The organism is Sarcina ventriculi, from assembly GCF_900456775.1.
GTDB lineage: Bacteria > Bacillota > Clostridia > Clostridiales > Clostridiaceae > Sarcina > Sarcina ventriculi.
This window is the reverse complement of sequence record NZ_UAUL01000011.1, coordinates 1-20188: the sequence shown is the minus strand read 5'-3', so window position 1 is coordinate 20188 and position 20188 is coordinate 1. Positions and strand designations below refer to the sequence as shown.

The 20188-nt window shown below is 26.3% G+C and carries 23 protein-coding genes; 8 read left to right on the top strand and 15 right to left on the bottom strand.

Annotation, left to right across the window (positions count from 1 at the left end):
* Positions 1-28: 28 nt before the first annotated feature.
* The 8 genes from DR020_RS10395 to DR020_RS10365 form a co-directional block, all read right to left on the bottom strand.
* Positions 29-598 (bottom strand): hypothetical protein, encoded by a 570-nt coding sequence (locus tag DR020_RS10395; RefSeq protein ID WP_055257680.1) that lies wholly within the window; start codon positions 596-598, stop codon positions 29-31.
* Between the two features lie 99 nt (positions 599-697).
* Positions 698-1447 (bottom strand): tRNA pseudouridine(38-40) synthase TruA, encoded by a 750-nt coding sequence (gene truA / locus DR020_RS10390; RefSeq protein ID WP_112365904.1) that lies wholly within the window; start codon positions 1445-1447, stop codon positions 698-700.
* 174 nt (positions 1448-1621) lie between these two features.
* On the bottom strand, positions 1622-1789 hold the full coding sequence (locus DR020_RS12260) for a hypothetical protein (RefSeq protein ID WP_160110469.1): 168 nt from the start codon (positions 1787-1789) through the stop codon (positions 1622-1624).
* Between the two features lie 297 nt (positions 1790-2086).
* Positions 2087-2506 (bottom strand): flavodoxin, encoded by a 420-nt coding sequence (locus DR020_RS10385; protein ID WP_058991566.1) that lies wholly within the window; start codon positions 2504-2506, stop codon positions 2087-2089.
* A gap of 174 nt (positions 2507-2680) precedes the next feature.
* On the bottom strand, positions 2681-3466 hold the full coding sequence (locus tag DR020_RS10380) for an ABC transporter permease (protein ID WP_112365903.1): 786 nt from the start codon (positions 3464-3466) through the stop codon (positions 2681-2683).
* Positions 3460-4158: an ABC transporter ATP-binding protein gene (locus tag DR020_RS10375; RefSeq protein WP_112365902.1), complete on the bottom strand. Its 699-nt coding sequence runs from the start codon at positions 4156-4158 to the stop codon at positions 3460-3462. The genes DR020_RS10380 and DR020_RS10375 overlap by 7 nt, the downstream gene beginning before the upstream one ends.
* Positions 4159-4527 carry a GntR family transcriptional regulator gene (locus DR020_RS10370; RefSeq protein WP_055257688.1) on the bottom strand — a complete coding sequence of 123 codons (369 nt, stop codon included), beginning with the start codon at positions 4525-4527 and terminating at the stop codon, positions 4159-4161.
* Between the two features lie 137 nt (positions 4528-4664).
* A complete protein-coding gene (locus tag DR020_RS10365) occupies positions 4665-5372 on the bottom strand; it encodes a hypothetical protein (RefSeq protein WP_112365901.1) in 708 nt (235 codons plus the stop codon).
* A 141-nt stretch (positions 5373-5513) separates the two neighbouring features.
* On the opposite strand from DR020_RS10365, the gene DR020_RS10360 reads away from it, so the two are divergent.
* Complete coding sequence (locus DR020_RS10360; protein ID WP_112365900.1) at positions 5514-6749, top strand: DUF1576 domain-containing protein; 1236 nt, start codon at positions 5514-5516, stop codon at positions 6747-6749.
* Positions 6750-6757: 8 nt separating this feature from the next.
* The gene (locus tag DR020_RS10355; RefSeq protein ID WP_055257697.1) at positions 6758-7105 is read left to right on the top strand and encodes a hypothetical protein; all 348 of its coding nucleotides are present in this window, start codon (positions 6758-6760) and stop codon (positions 7103-7105) included.
* A 66-nt stretch (positions 7106-7171) separates the two neighbouring features.
* Here the strand turns inward: DR020_RS10355 and pulA are convergent, their stop codons facing one another.
* Positions 7172-9415 (bottom strand): type I pullulanase, encoded by a 2244-nt coding sequence (gene pulA / locus DR020_RS10350; RefSeq protein ID WP_160110468.1) that lies wholly within the window; start codon positions 9413-9415, stop codon positions 7172-7174.
* A 250-nt stretch (positions 9416-9665) separates the two neighbouring features.
* Between pulA and DR020_RS10345 the strand changes: the two genes are divergently transcribed.
* Positions 9666-10136: a hypothetical protein gene (locus DR020_RS10345; RefSeq protein WP_055257701.1), complete on the top strand. Its 471-nt coding sequence runs from the start codon at positions 9666-9668 to the stop codon at positions 10134-10136.
* Positions 10137-10168: 32 nt separating this feature from the next.
* Positions 10169-10588 carry an Lrp/AsnC family transcriptional regulator gene (locus DR020_RS10340; protein WP_058991554.1) on the top strand — a complete coding sequence of 140 codons (420 nt, stop codon included), beginning with the start codon at positions 10169-10171 and terminating at the stop codon, positions 10586-10588.
* 62 nt (positions 10589-10650) lie between these two features.
* Here DR020_RS10340 and DR020_RS10335 read toward each other — a convergent pair whose 3' ends face one another.
* Positions 10651-11409 carry an MBL fold metallo-hydrolase gene (locus DR020_RS10335; RefSeq protein ID WP_112365898.1) on the bottom strand — a complete coding sequence of 253 codons (759 nt, stop codon included), beginning with the start codon at positions 11407-11409 and terminating at the stop codon, positions 10651-10653.
* A gap of 309 nt (positions 11410-11718) precedes the next feature.
* Here DR020_RS10335 and DR020_RS10330 point away from each other — a divergent pair, with 309 nt between their 5' ends.
* The gene (locus DR020_RS10330) at positions 11719-12270 is read left to right on the top strand and encodes a GNAT family N-acetyltransferase (protein ID WP_160110467.1); all 552 of its coding nucleotides are present in this window, start codon (positions 11719-11721) and stop codon (positions 12268-12270) included.
* 118 nt (positions 12271-12388) lie between these two features.
* On the opposite strand, the gene DR020_RS10325 is transcribed toward DR020_RS10330, so the two are convergent.
* The gene (locus DR020_RS10325) at positions 12389-12928 is read right to left on the bottom strand and encodes a TetR/AcrR family transcriptional regulator (RefSeq protein WP_112365896.1); all 540 of its coding nucleotides are present in this window, start codon (positions 12926-12928) and stop codon (positions 12389-12391) included.
* Positions 12929-13065: 137 nt separating this feature from the next.
* Here DR020_RS10325 and DR020_RS10320 point away from each other — a divergent pair, with 137 nt between their 5' ends.
* Entirely contained in the window at positions 13066-13701 is a 636-nt protein-coding gene (locus tag DR020_RS10320; protein WP_235865693.1) for an oxygen-binding di-iron domain-containing protein, read from the top strand.
* A gap of 106 nt (positions 13702-13807) precedes the next feature.
* Here DR020_RS10320 and ppcA read toward each other — a convergent pair whose 3' ends face one another.
* From ppcA to DR020_RS10300, 4 genes are all read right to left on the bottom strand, one after another.
* A complete protein-coding gene (gene ppcA / locus DR020_RS10315) occupies positions 13808-15421 on the bottom strand; it encodes a phosphoenolpyruvate carboxylase (RefSeq protein WP_112365894.1) in 1614 nt (537 codons plus the stop codon).
* A 283-nt stretch (positions 15422-15704) separates the two neighbouring features.
* Positions 15705-17297, bottom strand: a complete 1593-nt coding sequence (locus DR020_RS10310) for a collagen-like domain-containing protein (RefSeq protein WP_112365893.1) — start codon at positions 17295-17297, stop codon at positions 15705-15707.
* Between the two features lie 136 nt (positions 17298-17433).
* Positions 17434-17862, bottom strand: a complete 429-nt coding sequence (locus tag DR020_RS10305; RefSeq protein WP_112365892.1) for an RrF2 family transcriptional regulator — start codon at positions 17860-17862, stop codon at positions 17434-17436.
* Between the two features lie 133 nt (positions 17863-17995).
* Positions 17996-19162, bottom strand: a complete 1167-nt coding sequence (locus DR020_RS10300; RefSeq protein ID WP_055257716.1) for an AI-2E family transporter — start codon at positions 19160-19162, stop codon at positions 17996-17998.
* Between the two features lie 184 nt (positions 19163-19346).
* Here DR020_RS10300 and DR020_RS10295 point away from each other — a divergent pair, with 184 nt between their 5' ends.
* Entirely contained in the window at positions 19347-19889 is a 543-nt protein-coding gene (locus tag DR020_RS10295; RefSeq protein WP_055257718.1) for an NADH peroxidase, read from the top strand.
* A 13-nt stretch (positions 19890-19902) separates the two neighbouring features.
* Positions 19903-20188, top strand: a 286-nt coding sequence (locus DR020_RS10290) for a DUF1540 domain-containing protein (RefSeq protein WP_408069137.1), incomplete at its 3' end; no start/stop codon positions are given.

The following is a 20188-nucleotide window of genomic DNA, read 5'->3' as shown; positions in this document are numbered from 1 at the left end:
TAAAAATTAATAATTATATTAGTATAAGTTAATTATCTTTAATATCTTTTATATAATTTATACACTTTTCTAAAAATACCATAAACTTTTTACTATCTTTATCTAAGGCAGTACAGTCTATCTTTTTATCATTTATATATATCCTTGGTGCCCAATGTCTTTCTTTAAATTCTATATTTTCTATATCATCTAAATTTATTCTCCAAGGATGTTCTCTTTTATTTTGACAATGTATTGCTTTATTTGTAAGTATCATTCCATCTTTTGCTGATTTAAAAACTGTATTATCAAAACAGTAAAATACCTCTTCATCTTCATCTAAATCAGCATAATTTCTTATAGCATTTCCAACTAAATTATATTCATCATCTTCTTCTGATAAATATATGAAATCTTGTATTTTGGAATCTAAACTATTATACTCTCTCTTTATCATCTCTTTAGCCCTTTTATAAAAATCTTTTTTAGGCAATACACGATATCTAACATCATCACCTAAAATTTCATCATCGAACTTTGTAAGAGCATTTTTATAATCCTTTTTTGTCTTCTTATTTGTCGTAGCTTTTTTAATCTTTAAAACCTTATATAAATCCATGTTATTCCACTCCCCCTTAACTATAAATTTTATACTAAATAACTAATTAAAGTAAAATTAAAATTTTATAAACATTTTAAACGCTATGATTTTGTAATCTTAATAATTTGCACACCACATACATAACCCCTTGGCTGGAGCTTTTTCTCCAGCTTCAGCTCTTTTTTTAGCATTTAATATAACTAAAACATCACTAGGTTCAATTTCCCCCATTCCAACCTTTACAAGAGTTCCTGTAAGTATTCTTACCATATTTAACAAAAACCCATTTCCATTAAATTCAATCTTAATCAAATTATCTTTCTCTTCTATATTTATATAATTTATTTTTCTTACAGTTGATTTTCCATTCTTAGCTTTAAGACTTGTAAAACTTTGAAAATCATGAGTACCTAAAAGAAACTTTGATGCTTCCCTCATTTTCTTAATATCAAGTTTTTTCTCAATATGCCATGCAAATTTTCTCACAAATACATCTTGATACTCATTATTATCTATTGTGTAAATATAAGTTTTAGATAAAATATTAAGCCTTGCATGAAATCTCTCGCTTGCATTTTTCATATCTCTTATAACAATATCCTCTGGCAAATACTTTTTACAATATTGCATCATCTCCTCTATTGATAAGGTAGTATTCGTTTTGAAATTAGCTATATAATTTTTAGCATGAACACCTGAATCTGTTCTGCCACAACCAATGAGTTGAATTTTTTCACCTGTCATTTTTTCTAGTAATATTTCTAATTTATCTTGTATCGTATTTATTGAAGTCCCTTTTATATTTTGTTTTTGCCATCCTTTATATCTTGTACCATCATACTCAATTGTCATTTTTATATTTCTCATATGTTTGTTTTCTCCTATAAATATTTAAATTATTTTTTATAACTATTATTAGATATTAGATTTTCATATAATAATCCTAATCACTAATTACTATATATTATAAAATATAAAAAAGCCATGTTTAAATAATAAGTAAAATTATTTATAAAAACAAGAAAAGTAAAATTTCAATTTTTAAAATAAAAATGTTAAAATAAATCCAGTAGAAATCGAAAATTGCATTAGTATTCCAGTAGTTATCACTATTTTATAATCAATAGAACTATAAAGTTTCATTAAGATTAATCCTATACCTATTACCATTAATTGCAATAAAATTGTTAAGTTCCAAAAAATAACCAATATAATACCCCTTACTTTCTTATAATTTATTTTTAATTTAAATAAATAATTGTTTTTCGCTATTGTTTTACAAAGTTTTTATTATTTTCACTAATCATCCATTTTATTATATTATACATTAATTCTATTTTTTTATAAATATGTAATAAATATTAAAATATTATTGCAAATTTTATTAATTATTGACTATATAAAAAATAAAAAACATTCTACAAAATTGTAGAATGTTTTTGCTTGTACGATTTACTATTTTTAAGGTTATTAACGACACATTTATTATTTCTTAAATTTAAAATATTATACTGAGTATTTTCTTCCTAAATTTGATAATTTTTCTATTTCTTCGTCAGTTGGCTCTCCGTTTGATATTATACTATCTTCAACTAAAACTCCACCACATTTTGTTATTCTCTCTTCCCAATCTCTCATCCATTGGCCATCACCCCAGCCATAAGAACCAAATAAAGCTATTTTCTTTCCTTTTATAGATCCTTCAATGCTTTCCATAAAAGGCTCCATTTCAGACTCTTCTAAAACTTCATCCCCCATAGCTGCACATCCTAAAAATAAAACATCAGCTTCTTCCGCATCTTTAACTGTTGCTTTATCAACACTTAATATTTTGGAATTCTCTTTATTACAAGCATTATATATATGATTTGCCATAGCTTCCGTATTTCCTGTACCACTCCAATATATTATATTTATCTTACTCATTATTAAAACTCTCCTCTCATTTATGTTTTATTTGTTATTTAATATATTCTTATAATATCATAATGATTCCTATTTGTAAATGAAAATGATAATTAATATCATTAAAATATTTTAATTTTTTGTAAATACTACTTATAATAAAAAAAGATCTGAAATTTCAGATCTTTTTTTTGCTTATTCTAAATTTAATTTTTTATTTAAAATCCAACTAGTTCCTACAAAAAGAATTAATATTATCACTATACTTACTATAATATTTACAACTTCATATAAATTAAATGCTGATAAAAGTGAATATATGTCCTGAATTTTATAAGCATTACTTATAAATGTTACTTGAATAACACTTTGAACAATTCCTATTATAATATTTATTGCAAAAAATGTTATAATTCCAAATAAAGTTCTATTTTTATTGAATTTAGGTAAATGACCTATTGATAAAGATATATAAACATTAAATATAAACATTGTATAAACTAAGAATCCACTTATTATCATAATAATAACAGGAAAAATGATATCTTTTTGTGATAATCCTTGATTTACAACACTCCAAAATTCATGATTTAAAAATGCACTTATATCTAAATTCCCTCCAAATAATAATATTAATATAAACGATAATATAGCTATTATTGTGCTTAAAATTATATAAATAAGAGATGTTAAATATTTAGATAATATAAGGTTTTTAATAGATACTGGAAGTGTAAACATTAGATAGCCTTCATCCTCTAACAAACTCTTTTTAAATCTTTGTATTATAAGAACAATTGTTACTACCATTAATCCTATAAAAAGTGCCATAAGTATAAAAATTAATATTGAAGCTACTTGAAAGCTTTGTGTATTTGAAAATATTCCACTTATTGCTGCTACAACCAAAATAGCTACATATAATGGAACAAATATTCTTCCGCATGCTTTTAGTTCATATTTCATCAACTTCCCTAACATTTAAATTCCTCCCTAAATAACGCATCTATAGATTTTCCTTTTTCTTCTCTAATTTCATCAACATTACCTTGAAGAACTATGTTTCCATTAGATATAAATATCACTTCATCACATATATTCTCAATTTCACTAATTAAATGTGTTGCAATCAAAAGCGTGCTATCTTCTAAATAATTAGTCATAATTGTTTTTAATATATAACTTCTAGCTGCTGGGTCTACTCCACCTATTGGTTCATCTAATATATAAAGTTCTGCTTTTCTTGACATAACTAAAATTAATTGTACTTTTTCTTTTGTACCTTTAGACATTGTTTTTAATTTTTCATTTTTATCTATATTTAAACTTTTTAACATTTCTTCTGCTTTTTCCATATCAAAATCGCTATAAAAATCTTTAAAAAATTCTAATATATCTTTAACCTTCATCCAATCATTAAGATACGTCCTCTCTGGAAGATATGATACTATTTTTTTAGTTTGCTTTGATGGCTTTAATCCATTTATTAAAATTATTCCACTATCTTTACTTAAAAGTCCATTCATAAGTTTTATCATAGTAGATTTTCCACTTCCATTTGGTCCTAAAAGCCCTACTATTTTTCCTTTTGGTATATTTAAATTTATACCATTTAACACTTGTTTTTTTCCATAACCTTTATAAACATCTTTAAACTCTACAATACTTTCCATCTATATTTCCCCTTTTATATTATTTATTATAAGATTTATAATTTCCTCTTCGCTATATCCTAACTCCTTTAATATAAGCTTTAAATTTTCTATTTCTCTATTAGCAACCTCTTCCCTCATTCTTTTTATTCTCTCCTCATTATCAGTTACAAATCTTCCGCTAGTCCTCTTACTATATACTAATTCTTCCCGCTCAAGTTCAACTAACGCTTTTTGCATAGTATTTGGATTAACCTCTGCATCTTCTGCTAAATTCCGTACAGATTCAAGTTTTGCCCCTGGAGGTATCTCTCCTGAAATAATTTTTGATTTTAACTTATCTACAAGCTGAATATAAATCGGCTTATTATTATCTATATTCCAATCCACTTTTACACCTCCTTATTTTATTTATATATAAATTATATTAATACAATAATACAATAATACAATAATTTTTTCAATATCTTTTTTTGTTTTATAAAAAAAGATCAAAATATTGTATTATATTTTGATCTAAACACTTTTTATTTATTATTTTTAGAATTATTATTTTCTAACATCTTATCCAAAATATTAGGAATAAAATTTATACTATATCCACATACTATCATAACCAAATCTAATGTATATTTATTTACTACAGTATCTAAATTAGGAAATATTATATCTGCTTTTATTGCTATAAATCCAATGCCACCAACAACAATAGTTATAACCACTCTCTTTAAAGCTTCTAATATTATCGCATAAGTTGCCACTATATAATCTATATTTACAGTATCCTGTTTATAAAGAATTGCTAAAATGCCTCCTAAACTACTACAAATAAAAATATAACTTACATCCTCTAATATATTTCTTAGAAAAAAACATCCTATAATTAACACAAGAAACACTAAAACTACAGTAAATACATATTGCAATCTTTTTTTTAATCTTAATCCTTGTTCTAGATTATTTTCTAAATTTTCTATATTTCTAACAGCCAAATTTTCATCTACATTAACTAAAGAACCTAAATCTTGAATACTTTGAACATATACATATCTCTCTTTTTTAGACATTTCCACATTATTTAACTTACTTACTATATCACTTAATTTTAACAACACCTTATCATTTGATCTACATAAATTTTTAACAACTATTTTCCCATTACAATCACATTTTAATATACATTTATCATTTTCTAAAAGAACCTTTTCCTGTATCTTCTTATTATAATTCTTCATAAATTCTCCTTGAAAACTCAAAAATTAATTATAATTTTCAATCAACAATCCATCTAATATTTATGTACTTGAAAATATCATTTATTGATTAAAAACCCTATTTATGGTATTATATACAAAAAGAAGGAGATATTCTACTTGATGATAAAAAGAAAACTTTTTTTGCCTTATATTTTTCATTTAATATTATATTTATACTTTATAATGTTTGCATTTATAGTAGATACACCTACTAATATTTTAAATGGAATGATAAATATAGTATTATCTCCAGATATTTTAATAACTGATTATATGGTCATCGGAGGTATAGGCGCAACTCTTATAAACGTTGCGATAACAAGTAGCGCTTGTGTTTTCTTGCTTATTCTAAATGGAATAAAACCAAATGGAGCAACTTTAATGTCTCTATGGCTTATTGGTGGTTTTTCTTTTTTTGGAAAAAATATAATAAATATTTGGCCTATAATGTTTGGAGTTTTTCTTTATTCTAAATACCAAAAAGAACCGTTTTTAAATTATACTTTAGTTACACTTCTTGCAACCACTTTATCACCAACTATAAATCAAATTAGATATATTTCAAACCTCAACCCCTTTATATCAACAACCCTTGGCTTTTTAATTTCAGTTTTTATGGGATTTATATTGCCACCAATCTCATCTCATTGTATAAAAGCTCATAAGGGTTACAATCTTTATAATATTGGTTTTGCAGGCGGTCTTATAGCTATGTTTCTAATGTCTTTTTTAAGAGCAAAAGGCTTAGAATTTGAAAACACTCTATATTGGTATACTGGAAATGATACTATTTTGGTTATTTTTATGTTCATAATATCTATATATTTTATAGCTCTTGCATTTATTTATGGAGATAATCCCGTACAAAAGCTAAAACTTATAAATAAACAAAGTGGTATTTTAGTTAGCGATTTTTTCATAATGTATAAAGAATCAACTTATTTAAATGTTGGAATTTTATCATTATTATCTACTATTTTACTTTTAATTCTTGGTGCTGATTTTAATGGTCCAACAATTGGAAGTATATTTACTATAATAGGATTTGGTTTTTTCGGAAAGCATTTTAAAAATGTGTGGCCAATTATTTTAGGTGCTATATTAGGTTCATTTGTATACTCAAAGCCAATTACAAGCCCTAATATAATAATTTCTGTTTTACTATCCACAGGTCTTGCACCTATTGCCGGAATGTTTGGTCCTTTATGGGGAATAATCTCTGGATTTCTTCATATAATGCTAGTTACAAACCTTGTTTATTTACATGGTGGTCTTAATTTATATAATAACGGCTTATCTTGTGGTTTTGTTGCTATGATAATAATTCCAATTATAACAATTTTTAAAAAGGAGTAACTAAAGTTATGAAATTCAAAACAGAAAAAAACTTAAGAATTATGAATGAACTAGTTGCATTTTTTTTAAATCTAGGTTGCACAGACATTCATATAGATTTATCCATTAATAATAATACTTCACACTTTTTACTTACTGGCAATATCTCTAATTTAAAAGATAAAAATTTCAATATTTTAAAAGATTCTTTATGCGTTCCAAGACAACATGAAATAGAAGAATACTATTGGAATTTAATAGGAGAAAATGAAACTGGCTCTCAAATTTCTCTAGTAGGAATGATGATTGATAAATGTAATATTTCTTTCGAAAAAAATATTTTAAGGTTAGAAATCTATAGAAATGATAATGATTAAAGTAATTTTAAATTCATCTAAAATTCTACTCCCATTATATATGGGAGTTCTTATATTATTTATAATTTATTCAAACAGCATTAACATTGAATGAGATTTAATTTTAGGAATATTATTTTCATCCACAATATCTATTATATTTTCTCCTGCATATTCATTATTTACTACTATATTCCATTTCCCACTATGACTTTTAGGTATCTTATAATTGACATCATAATCATCTATTGAAGTTGCATTATATATAACTAATATATTTTTCCATTTATCATCTGAATTATTGTATAAATGAGATATTATAACTCCGCTATTTTCATCATTATTAATAAAAAATATATTTTGATTATTTCTAATATCCAAATCTGAACTTTTTCTAAAAGCCTTATGTCCCTTTCTAATTTTTATAAGACCTTTTATAAAACTAAATACTTCATAATATTTAATTTTATCTGCCCAATTTATTTTATTTATATTATCTAAACTCCTATAACTATTATGATCTCCTTGTTTGCTCCTTAAAAACTCTACCCCACTATGCAAAAATGGAATGCCTTGAGCTGTTAAAATAATTCCAACTCCTAACACCAACTGACGAACTTTGTAATTTTCAAAAATATTTTCATCTTTTATATTCTGATACTGTCCATTTTCTATATTACAATCCATTGATTTTTCTATTTGATCCCATAATGTATAATTATCGTGGGCTGACACATAATTAATGGATTCCCTTGGTAATTTTGTAATTGTATATATAGAACCTTTTAAACCATCTATAACGCTCCAAGCCTTATCTCTATTATGTGCATCACAATTTATATATCCCCATGATGGAGAATTATCCCCTCTTATAGCATCTCTAAAAGTATCATTAAATATTGAGAAATCTTTTCCCTTTTGACTTCCTTTATAAGTTCCATTTTTAAGAGGGGAATAATCAGCCTTCCACGGTTCTCCATATATTATAATATTCTTGTCTATTTCTTTAACCTTTAAAACTATTTCATCAATTGTTTCTTTATCTATAAGTTCCATTAAATCCAATCTAAAACCATCTATATTATAATTTTTTACCCAATGAATTATAGAATCTACAATAAGTTTTCTAACCATAGGTCTTTCTGTCGCAAGCTCATTTCCACATCCAGATCCATTTGTTAAGTCGCAAAAGTCACCAGTTCTAAAGTAATAATAAGGGACTATATTTTCTAAATTTTCTATGCTTGCCATATGATTATAAACAACATCCATAACTACTCTTATACCATTTGCATGAAATTTTTTAACCATTTCCCTAAATTCTATAATTCTCACATTAGGTTTATATGGATTTGTAGCATAGCTTCCCTCTGGAACGTTATAATTTTTAGGATCATATCCCCAATTTCTGTTGCTTTTATCATTTATCTTTTTTTCATCTACTGAATCAAAATCAAAACATGGCATTATATGTACATGAGTTATTCCAAGTTCTTTTAAATGATCTATTCCTGTTTTACATTTTTTTTTACTCTCTTTATCTATATAAAAAGTTCCTTCTTGAACTGCTCCTAAAAATTTACCTCTTATTCTTTGAGAAACTCCACTATTCTCATCTATAGTAAAATCTCTTATATGCATCTCATATAAAATTGTATCTTCCATATTTTCAATAAAAGGTCTTTTATCATTTTCCCAATATTTAGGTTTTAACTCTTTATCATTAATATCTAATAAAACACCCTTTTCACCATTAACACTAACTGCCTTAGCATATGGATCAATAGCATATTTTACCTTTAAATCTATTTCTTTATCATTTCTATATTTAAAATAGAGTTTAAATAAATAATATTTATTTTTATTTATTTTATTCAACTCCACATCATAAACTCCGCTATCACTATTAAAAGACATTTCATATACTTCACAAGGCCTATCTATATGTTCATTATAATAATTATAAAGACAGATTTGAATCCTGTATGCTGTAGGTGCCCATATTTTTATTCTTATTCTGTTTTTATCAAATGTAACGCCTAAGTCATCTTTATCATAATAAAATTTATTTAAAAAATTCCTAAGTATAACCTTGTAATATTTATCATTAATCTTAATCTCTAATATATCACTAGCAATTATATTTGGAATGTCCTTTATTATAATGGTTTTTCTATCTTCCAGTACATCTATACCAAAATTTTCTATTTCTTTATTATTTATAAAAAAACTATATGTATCACTATTTAAATAATTGTCATTTAAAAAGATTTTTATTTCATTATCTAAATCCATAACAGCACATCTTATTTTACAATTTACTTTATTCATATCTACCTCCATTTCATATTATTTTCATTTTTTATATTTTTATACAAATAAAATTTTTCACAGTTAAAGAATACTAAAGCATAGTGTAGTATAATTTATATAAGTATCTGTAAATCTAATAAATCCAATATATACATATTTGATTCGAGTAGCATTTGAGATAAAATATTTATTAAAGAAGAAATAAATATAATTATGATATATTTTTTGATAACTAAACTAGCACTTAATCTATAAAGGAGCAAATAAAATGAATAAAAAAATTAAATTAATAATTTGTGCATTAATATCTGCAGTAATTTTATTTTTCGTTGGATTAATAATTGGATTTGCTGCCTACAACATATTCTCAGTTAATAATACTCAAAATACCACTGATAGCGCATCAACTAATAGTATTTCAAGCACACAGCAAACAACTAATGTAAGCAATGTAGACAATGTCAATACTGATAATACTCCATCAAAAAATATAGTCTCTAATAAAACATATAACCCTAATGCAACTATAAATTCTAATAACGCAAATTTATATTATAAACCAGATTCTAATAGCGAAATAATACCTGGTGGACAATATTTAGGTCATGGAAGACAAATAGAAGTACTTAAACAAAATGTTGATGGTACAAATTATGATGAAGTTATTGTTACTATAAGTAGTGTGCCTTATAAAGGATATGTTAATAGTCAATGGATAACTATGGGGATAAACAATTAAACTATATAATTTAAATTAAATGGAGATTTGATGTGTTAGATAAAATAGACAAAAATATTTTAAATGAATTAAGCAAAAATAGTAGAATAACAATGAAAGAATTGGGCGAAAAAATACATATGACTGGACAAGCAACATCTATCAGAGTTGCTAAATTAGAAGATAGAGGGTTAATAGAGGGCTATACTATTAAATTAAATAACGAAAAATTAGGTTACCCTATACATGCACTAATTACAGTCACCCATACAAATTTACAAAATCATAATACCTACATGAAATTTATATCAACTCAAAAAAACTTTATAATACATCACTATAAAATTAGTGGAGATGGATGCTATATTCTTGAATGTAAATTTTCATCAAATAAAGAATTAGACGAATTTGTAGTAAAATTAAATCAATTTGTAAATTATAAAGTTACATTAATTATTAATGAAATACTGTAATGATTTTTATCATTGCAGTATTTCATTGTTTAAGTACATACCATTACTTAGTAAATTTAAAATTAAAGTTCATAATTCTCACCATCTTTTGGAATTAAAACTTTATTTGAAAATCCTTTTTCTTTAGTAAATTCTCTTAATTCTTTTCTTGATAATGTCCAGTGGTTCATAGCTTCCATATGTGTAATTAAAAGCTTTGAATTAGGTAAACACTTATGAACTTCATGTATGTCATTTTTCCCCATAATTAATGAGCCCTTATCGAAAATTTGATTATCCCCACCATTTATAATAATTACTTCGGGTTTATGTATACTAAGAGTTTTTTCAACTTCTTCATACCAAACAGTATCACCTGCTAAATATAAAGTTTTTTCATTATCACTTTTAAAAACCACCCCGCAAACATTTCCAATAGACTCTAATATCTTTCCTCTTCCATGTTGACCTAATGTTTTTATTAATTTTATATTATGAAATTGTGTATTTTCACTTAATATCTCAATATTATTAAATTCACATTCTCTCATTTCATTATAATCGTGTTTATCTTGAACAAATATTTTTATATCTTTTGGCAAACTTTCTTTCGCAACATCATCAATATGATCTAAATGAGTATGTGTAACAATTACAGCATCTACATCTATTAGTTCCTTTATAGTAACTGGTAAATCAACTAATGGATTATTTTCATCTTGTCTAAGTGAATTTGGAAAAGGTGGATAAGTTCCTTTATCAGCAAATACTGGATCTACTAAAAATTTTTTACCTGCATATTCAATTATTAATGTAGCGTTTCTAATTTGTTTTATGTTCATAAATTATCTCCTTTGTTGAACTTTTATAAATATTATGATATTATTCTATTCTTTTTGTTTTTGAAAATACATAGGATAAATCACTTATTTTGCTCATTTAAGTTGATTAATGAAAATTTTTTAATTAACATATTTATAATTTAAAATTAATAAATACACATATAATCATAAATAACTTTAAAAAATAGCCTAACTATACCAATAAAATATATAATAAATTGTGATAAGCTAAACTCAATAGATAATTTCATATATTATTTATTTTAAAAAATATATAATATATGCACAATAATATTAATGGAGGTAAAAATGCTAAAAGTAAAAGTTGTTAATTCACGCTTAAAAGAATACAAAAACATTTTAAATCTATATAAAGAATCATTTCCTAAAAATGAAAGATTACCAATTTGGTTATTAAATATAATGTCTAAAAGAACTTGTGTTGATTTTTTGGCATTTTATGATAATAATATATTTTGTGGATTTAGCTATTTAATTCATAATAATAACATAACTTTTATATTGTATTTAGCAATCGATACAAGCATTCGCTCAAAAGGTTATGGAACAAAAATTTTGAATTTAATTTCTAATAATAAACAAAACAATAATATTATTTTAAATATCGAAACTGTTTCTAATAAATATGCTGACTATAAACAAAGGCTTAATCGGCAAAAATTTTATTTTAAAAATGGATTTGTTGATACAAAATACAAATTAGTGGATTCTGGAAATATTTATGATGTTTTGTATAAAGGAAATAATTTTTCAAAATCTGAATATGAAAAATTACTCAAAACTTTTTCATTTGGTTTTATAAAAAAACATTGCCTTTATTCACCTAATAACTTATCTTAACAAAAACACCTAAGTTAATAAAATTAAATGTTAATTAACTTAGGTGTTATTATACATACTTTATTCATTTATTAGTTTAAAGTTAAATTGTTTTTACATTATTATATTTCTTTATAAATTATTTATTACTTTCTAATAAATAAGGTGATAATTCTTTTTTAATTGTTGAATAAACAATATCAGCTAATTTTTCAGGAGTTTCCTTCATCCCGCGAGAAAACCACAACTTATAATTACTGTAAATTCCTCCAATATGATAATATAATTCATATCGCATTTCCAAATTCGTTTCAGCCAAATTATATATTTTATTAAAATAGTTGTTCAATACATTTAAAAATATGTAAGTTAAATTATTTTTATCTATTAATAAAAGTTCACTTTTATAATTATAAAAATGTTTAAATAAAGTATATAAATAAGTTTTAATAGAGTTATTTTTCATACATTTATATTCTTCTAAATAATCATCCATAATTTTATTGAAAAAAGTTTCTATAATATTCTCCTTACAACTAAAATTACGGTAATACGTAGAACGATTGACTCCTGCTTTATTGGTTATATCTTGAATTGTAATATCAGTATAATCCTTAGTTTTCATAAGAATAAATAAGCTTTGAACAATATATTCTTTTGTTAATTGTTTTTTTGACATAATGCAACACACTCCCTATTTATGTTGCAATTGATGATTTTTCATTGAAAAATAGATGAAAAAGTATTATTCTATATTTGCAACAAATGTTGTATAAATTTTAACACAAAAATTATTTTAGCTAAAGGAGAAAAATAATGAAAATATATAATGATTTATATCAATTCACACAAAATCTTTCTTTTATGAATTTTACTATTCATCAATATTTACTTTTAACTGAAGAGCCTGTTTTAATATGTACTGGCACATATCAACAAGCAGAGCTAATATTACCTGAAATAAAAAAAATATTAGGTGATAAAAGATTAAAATATATTTTAATACCACACATTGAATCAGATGAATGTGGTGGTTTATCAGTGTTTGTAAAAGAATTCCCAGATGCAATTATAGTATGTTCTCAAATCGGCGCACGAGAATTACCTGGATTTAGATATAAATGTAGAGTAATTTCTAAAGAACATGGTGATATAATTAAGGGCAACAATTTCTCTATTAAATGCATTGATTATCCTTCAGAAGTACACTTACAAAATGGTCTTGTATTTTATGAAGAAAAACGTAATATATTTTTTAGTAGCGATTTAATGTTAAGCTTTGGAGATGCTGCTGGAAAAGTTATTGATAGTTTATGGAAAACAGAGATTAATAATATTAGGTTACAAAATATTCCTAATAAAGAGAAACTTGATGCTTTTAAAAAACGTTTAAATGATATCAATCCAAAATTTATCGCAACAATGCATGGTTTTTGTATAAATTGTGAATAGTTCTAATACTAGATTTCTTTTAATAATTATATGCCAATAAAAACACCTTCATTAATCAATATTAATTAAATATCAATTAACAAAGGTGTTATTATTACATAACTTTTTATCCTATACTTCCACGAACTTTCCCCATTCTAACAATCCATTCATTAAGAATTTTAAGCTCTTCTGTCTTGCTAGATATTACATCTTGTTCAAGTCCCATAAGATGCATTATTATAGGACGAGTTGTTTTTAATAGTGTGTGATAAAAATCATTTTCTTCAAGATATTTATAATCTATGCCTAGGTTTAATATCTCATTTACAAGAATCATATCTTCTTTATATTCTTCCCTTGCAATTTCATCTATTATTTTTTTAGACACTCCAACATTTGCAAATTTAGCCGCAAACTTTAAATCCTCCGTAAGCATAGGGTACACATCTAAAAGCTTGTCAATTCCCTCTTGCCCATATTTTTCTTTTATTTCTTTTAAAGCCCTTCCCATTCCTAATATTTCAGGCGGCATACCTAAAGTGTACATCGCACCAGTAAAAGAAATTGCTCTTGGAACTGCATAATCTTTTGAATTATCTATTGATAATATTTCTTTTTTAAGCTTTTCATCTTTAACAAGATTAGCTATATTATCTAAATTTGCAACTTCTCTATTATATTCTAAACCTGTTTTTGCTTTTGTAAGTCTATCTCTATTTTTAGGAATAAAATCTGAAACAAAAGATACAGTATTTATAATCTTTAAGAATGTTGTTAAATAATGTTTTGAACATATTCCAATAAATTCTTTTAATAAATTAATGTCTTCTTCTGATAGATTTTTATGAATTGATAAATGAATTTTTTCATCTAATTCTTTAGCAGCTAATCTGGTTTTTTCTGCTCCGTAATCATATCTTAATGCTGATTGAAAAGTAAAAGTTTTTATTCCACTATAAGTATCTATCATTTTATCTATGTTTTCCCCATTAAAATGACCTCTAAATGGAAGCGATCCACAACCCAATATAGGATTTATTGATACACCTACTTTTTCTCCCCATTTATATGCTTTATCAACAGCCATAATAACTGATAAAACACCAGATATTAATCCATAAGACATAGCGGTATCAGATCTTGCTATCATAATTCTTAAATCAGTTATATTGTCTCCTTTTTCCTTTTGAATACAATAAAAATCATTTAATATTTTATCAACATTAACCAAAGATGGTACATCTTCAACTAAAGGAATTATTCTAACACTATTTTTTTCGAATTGAACTGGATAATTTTTATTACCCATCTCTATCACAGAATTTACTCTCTCTTGAAATTCAGCTATTTCCTCGCCACTTTCAATCATTGGAACGACAACTTCTGAAATGGCTTGAGTTTTTGTAAGTCCATATGCCTGACTATTAGTCTCTACAATTGACATAATACTCATAAGTTGTCTAAATATAGATTCTTTATTAGAATTAGGTATTCTAGGAGTTATTCTTACATCTTTTCCTGGAATAACACCATTACTTACAAGACCTAAAGCTACTTGAGAAGTTTGATGATATGGTGTTAATTTACCTTCAAAATCTATCATTATTTCTTGTATACCAAGCCCACCTTTTTCAACTGAAGATAATCCTTCAATAGCTTCTGCTGGTTCTTGTTGTATTGATACATATGTTTCAACATTGTCCGGATGTTGTGTCATCATAGAACTAGGAATTTTCAATATAATCACGACTCCTTTTTATTTTGCTTATTTATTTTTTATTATATTGCATTTTTAATTAATTTTCAATATTTTTTATATTTTTTTGCAAGTTTTTATATGATTAACTTGCATTAAAATTTATTATTTTATTATGTTGAATTATTCGTTTGATATTTTACCGAATTATTTGAGTGTTTTTTCAAATTATTATATGTGTTAAAATTTATTTTTCATTTATAACAATCACAAATAAAGAGATATGAATTTTACTCATATCTCTTATATATTTACATATTAAAAATTAAGCTAATTTTATAATCAAAATACTTGATGAAAATTTTGTATACCCTTTATTTCTAGTTGCCTCTTGTGTTATAGCGTATGGTGTATCATTAATCAATGAATATATACCAGGCTTTTTAGCTACAAACAATGCTTGACCAGATATTACACCTCTGCTTGTATCACTATTTGCAGGTAAACCAGAGTTTGCTATCCTACGTTCTATTTTGTTAGTATCATTATCATCATTCTCAACAAAGGTTAAGACCATATCACGAGACCTCTTATTAGAAATTAACACACTCCAATACACAGCATAAGTTCCAGGATTCAATATCTTAATAATATTTTTTCTTTCACTTTCTATATACTCACTTTCTATGTCATCTCCAACTGGTGTTGTAACATCATTAAATAATATTGTTTTTAACGGCTCTATACATTCTGAGCAATGTAATTTTTGACAATGTAATCCTGACTTTGAACACTTACAAGCACCAGTTGCTCCGGTTGGACCTGTAACTCCTATTCCTGTTGGACCAGTAGCCCCTCTTAATCCAGTAGGTCCAGTTGCTCCCATTGGACCTGTAACTCCGGTTATTCCACTTGCTGGTCCTGTTGGTCCTGTCGGTCCTATCGGCCCTATTATACCTAATCCTGTTGGTCCAGTTGGACCTACTGCTCCTGTTGCTCCCGTTGGTCCTGCTATTCCTGTTTCTCCCCTAGGTCCTGTTGCTCCTGTTGCACCTTGTATTCCAGTTGCACCTGTTGGACCTATCTCTCCTGTTACTCCGGTTGGACCTGTTATTCCCGCTTCTCCTCTAGGTCCTGTTGCTCCTGTTGCACCTTGTATTCCTGTTGCACCTGTTGGTCCTGTCACTCCAGTCACACCTTGTATTCCTGTTGCGCCTATTGGACCTACTGCCCCTGTTACTCCAGTTGGTCCTGTTATTCCTGTTTCTCCCCTAGGTCCTGTTGCTCCAGTTATTCCACTTGCTGGTCCTGTTGGTCCTATCGCTCCTGTTGGACCTGTAACTCCTATTCCTGTTGGACCAGTAGCCCCTCTTAGTCCAGTAGCACCAGTTGCTCCAGTTGGACCTATTACTCCAGTTGCTCCCCTAGGTCCTGTTGCTCCAGTTATTCCACTTGCTGGTCCTGTTGGTCCTATCGCTCCTGTTGGTCCCGTTACTCCTATTCCCGTTGGTCCTGTTGGTCCTATTGCCCCTGTCGCTCCAGTTGGACCAACTACCCCTGTTGCTCCTCTTTGTCCAGTTACTCCAGTTACCCCTTTAGGTCCTGTTGCACCTCTACAACCAGTTGGACCTTTAAGTCCTCTTGGCCCTTGGATTCCTTGAACCCCCCTTTCTCCTCTATCTCCCTTTTCTCCTCTAATTCCTCTACACCCAGTTGGCCCTGTTGGTCCCCTTAATCCTTGAGAGCCTTTTTCTCCTCTGTCTCCTTTTAAACCTCTTAAACCTCTCGCCCCAGTAGGTCCTTTAGGTCCTGTTGGTCCTCTTTCGCCTGTTGGTCCCTTACACTCATCTGGACAATCACAACAAATATTTCTTGAATCATCATCAATGTTTTTTTTACTAGATTTTCCTTTATCCATTAACTAACTCCCCATATTGATTAATACATTCATGGAAATACCATTATTTGTATACATTAAATTATATTCAGTAATTTAAAAATAATTAAAAAATAATTAAAACTACTTTAAATTTAAAATTTAAAGTAATTTTAATTTATATATAATACATTATTTCATTTTTCTTTTCTTTATAATCCTTAACTAAATTCTCTAATTTTATAGAATTAAAATACTTATAAAATATAGAATTGACATTTTCCCACAAATTATCACATAGAAAACTTTCCATATCATTGGTTTTTTCTTCTATATTTACAACGTCCAAATTTCCTTCTAATATTTTTAATATATCATATATTGTAAATTCATATGACTCTTCATCTAAATAATATCCTCCTTGAGGACCTTTTTTAGCTTTTACAATTCTACCTTTTTTTAAAGCCGAAAATATTTGCTCTAAATATCTTTCTGATATATTTTGTCTTTCTGATATACTTTTTAGGGTTACTATATCTGATTTAGAAAATATAGCCATATCCATTATAGCTATTAACCCATACCTTCCTTTTGTTGAAATTTTCATATATAATCTCTCCTAATTCCTATTCTGTATTATTTTTTCACTTAACATTATTACAATAATCTTTTTAAATATATTATGCCATGAGTTTTTATGAAAATTCAACTATAACTAAAGTTAATATCTATTATAAATTTTAATTCGCATAATCTTCAGTAGATACTGGTAACCCTTTTTGCCTTAACTTCTCCTCGACTATTTCTTTAATTATAGAATAAATAACAGCAAATAATGGCACTCCTATTACCATGCCTATTATTCCCATGAATTTACCCATAACTAATATAGAAAATAAAATCCAAAATGGAGATATTCCTATAGAATCACCTAATATTTTAGGTCCTATTATATTTCCATCTATTTGTTGTATTATAAAAATTATTATTAAAAACCATAAAGCTTTTATAGGTGATACAAAAAGTATTATTATAGTAGATGGAACTGCACCTATAAACGGTCCAAAAAAAGGTATTATATTAGTTATTCCTATTATTACTGATATTAAAGGTGCATAAGGCATTTTAAAGATTATTAAAATCATAAAAGTTAATATACCTATTATAAAAGAATCTGTTATCTTACCAACTATAAATTTTCCAAAAGTATCATTTACTTTTTCTGCAATTTTAATTATCATATTAGCTCTTCTTTTAGAGAAAATCCCATAGCTTACCTTTTTAGAAAGAGCATAAAATTTTTCTTTATCGATAAGTATATATATAGAAATAATTATACCTAAAACTATATTCCATATGCTTGAAGTAATACTCATTAATAAATTTCCTAAAATAGGAATCATATCTGTGGCAATCTTTATAACATAATCTATTACCATATTTACCTTATCAGTTACTGTACTTAAAATCTCAGATTGTAACGTAGCATTTTCTACATTACTTTGAAAAAAAGATGACAAATTATTTACATAAGTTGGAATGCTATTTGCAAGACCTAATAAGCTTTCAAACAATTGTGGAATAACAAATTTAATAAAAAGAAATATGAATAAGAAAAATGTTATATATGTTAATAAAAGGGCTAAACTTCTTTTACCCTTTTTATTTATGTTAATTTCAAAAACTCTACCTAATAAATTAATCTCATAAAACTTTAAAATAAAATTTAAAAGATAAGCTATTACACCTCCTATAATAAAAGGCTGAAAAATAGCCATTATCTCTTGAAATTTATTTATAAATATTCCACTTTTAGACACTATTAAATAAAACACTATGCTACAACAAATAACTAATAATGAATAAATAGCTATTGTATTGTATTTTCTTCCCCAGTTTATTTTCATTTAATCCCTCCTATTTTATATTTTTCTTTATTTTGTAAAATCAGTATATCATCTGTAATATTCATTTTCAACAAATTTGTTTTATTATATTCCAATTTATAATTTTTAATTTGCTTACTTTTCATGAATAAAATAGTTTTTTTAACAAATAATAAAAATGACTTTTTAAAGGAGGTATTTTTAGATGAAAAAATTTGTATGTACAATTTGTGGGTATATTCATGAAGGAGATGCTCCACCAAAAGAATGTCCAATTTGTAAAGCTAGTGCTGATAAATTTCAAGAATTAACTGAAAAACTTATATGGGCTGATGAACATAGAATAGGTATCGCAAAAGATTCTATTCCAGAAATCATAGATGATTTAAGAGCTAATTTTATGGGTGAATGTACTGAAGTTGGTATGTATATTGCAATGAGCCGTCAAGCTGATAGAGAAGGATATCCTGAGATTGGAGAGGCTTATAAAAGAATTGCCTTTGAAGAAGCTGAGCATGCTGCAAAATTTGCTGAAATTTTAGGTGAGGTTGTAAAAGCAGATACTAAAGCTAATCTTCAAGCTAGAGTAGAAGCTGAATATGGCGCTTGCGATGGTAAAAAGAAACTTGCAACTTTAGCTAAGAAAAATAATCTTGATGCTGTTCATGATACAGTTCACGAAATGTGCAAAGATGAAGCTAGACATGGTAGAGCTTTTAAAGGATTACTAGATAGATATTTTAACTAAAGGAGAGATTAAAATGATTAAATGTACTGTAAGCAACTGTTCTCATAATAAATCTGAAGTTTGCTATGCTGATAGAATAAATATTGGTGGAACTTGTTCAAAAAAATGTAATGACACATGCTGTGGCTCATTCTTAGATAAGCATCTTTATAGTGATTTAACAAATTCAGCATGCTCAAATTCTTCATCAGAAGGTTCTTCACCTTGTGATTGTATTGTATGTTCCGTGGAAACATGTAAATTTAATTCTCAATCACTTTGCTCATTAGGTTCTATTGACGTTAGTTCAGATACTGAAG

Bases quoted from the DNA above. Each gene is read 5' to 3' on its own strand.
- DR020_RS10395 (WP_055257680.1), bottom strand. From the start codon at position 598: ATGGATTTATATAAGGTTTTAAAGATTAAAAAAGCTACGACAAATAAG.
- truA (WP_112365904.1), bottom strand. From the start codon at position 1,447: ATGAGAAATATAAAAATGACAATTGAGTATGATGGTACAAGATATAAA.
- DR020_RS10385 (WP_058991566.1), bottom strand. From the start codon at position 2,506: ATGAGTAAGATAAATATAATATATTGGAGTGGTACAGGAAATACGGAA.
- DR020_RS10380 (WP_112365903.1), bottom strand. From the start codon at position 3,466: ATGTTAGGGAAGTTGATGAAATATGAACTAAAAGCATGCGGAAGAATA.
- DR020_RS10375 (WP_112365902.1), bottom strand. From the start codon at position 4,158: ATGGAAAGTATTGTAGAGTTTAAAGATGTTTATAAAGGTTATGGAAAA.
- DR020_RS10365 (WP_112365901.1), bottom strand. From the start codon at position 5,372: ATGAAGAATTATAATAAGAAGATACAGGAAAAGGTTCTTTTAGAAAAT.
- DR020_RS10360 (WP_112365900.1), top strand. From the start codon at position 5,514: ATGATAAAAAGAAAACTTTTTTTGCCTTATATTTTTCATTTAATATTA.
- DR020_RS10355 (WP_055257697.1), top strand. From the start codon at position 6,758: ATGAAATTCAAAACAGAAAAAAACTTAAGAATTATGAATGAACTAGTT.
- pulA (WP_160110468.1), bottom strand. From the start codon at position 9,415: ATGAATAAAGTAAATTGTAAAATAAGATGTGCTGTTATGGATTTAGAT.
- DR020_RS10345 (WP_055257701.1), top strand. From the start codon at position 9,666: ATGAATAAAAAAATTAAATTAATAATTTGTGCATTAATATCTGCAGTA.
- DR020_RS10335 (WP_112365898.1), bottom strand. From the start codon at position 11,409: ATGAACATAAAACAAATTAGAAACGCTACATTAATAATTGAATATGCA.
- DR020_RS10330 (WP_160110467.1), top strand. From the start codon at position 11,719: ATGCTAAAAGTAAAAGTTGTTAATTCACGCTTAAAAGAATACAAAAAC.
- DR020_RS10325 (WP_112365896.1), bottom strand. From the start codon at position 12,928: ATGTCAAAAAAACAATTAACAAAAGAATATATTGTTCAAAGCTTATTT.
- DR020_RS10320 (WP_235865693.1), top strand. From the start codon at position 13,066: ATGAAAATATATAATGATTTATATCAATTCACACAAAATCTTTCTTTT.
- DR020_RS10310 (WP_112365893.1), bottom strand. From the start codon at position 17,297: ATGGATAAAGGAAAATCTAGTAAAAAAAACATTGATGATGATTCAAGA.
- DR020_RS10305 (WP_112365892.1), bottom strand. From the start codon at position 17,862: ATGAAAATTTCAACAAAAGGAAGGTATGGGTTAATAGCTATAATGGAT.
- DR020_RS10300 (WP_055257716.1), bottom strand. From the start codon at position 19,162: ATGAAAATAAACTGGGGAAGAAAATACAATACAATAGCTATTTATTCA.
- DR020_RS10295 (WP_055257718.1), top strand. From the start codon at position 19,347: ATGAAAAAATTTGTATGTACAATTTGTGGGTATATTCATGAAGGAGAT.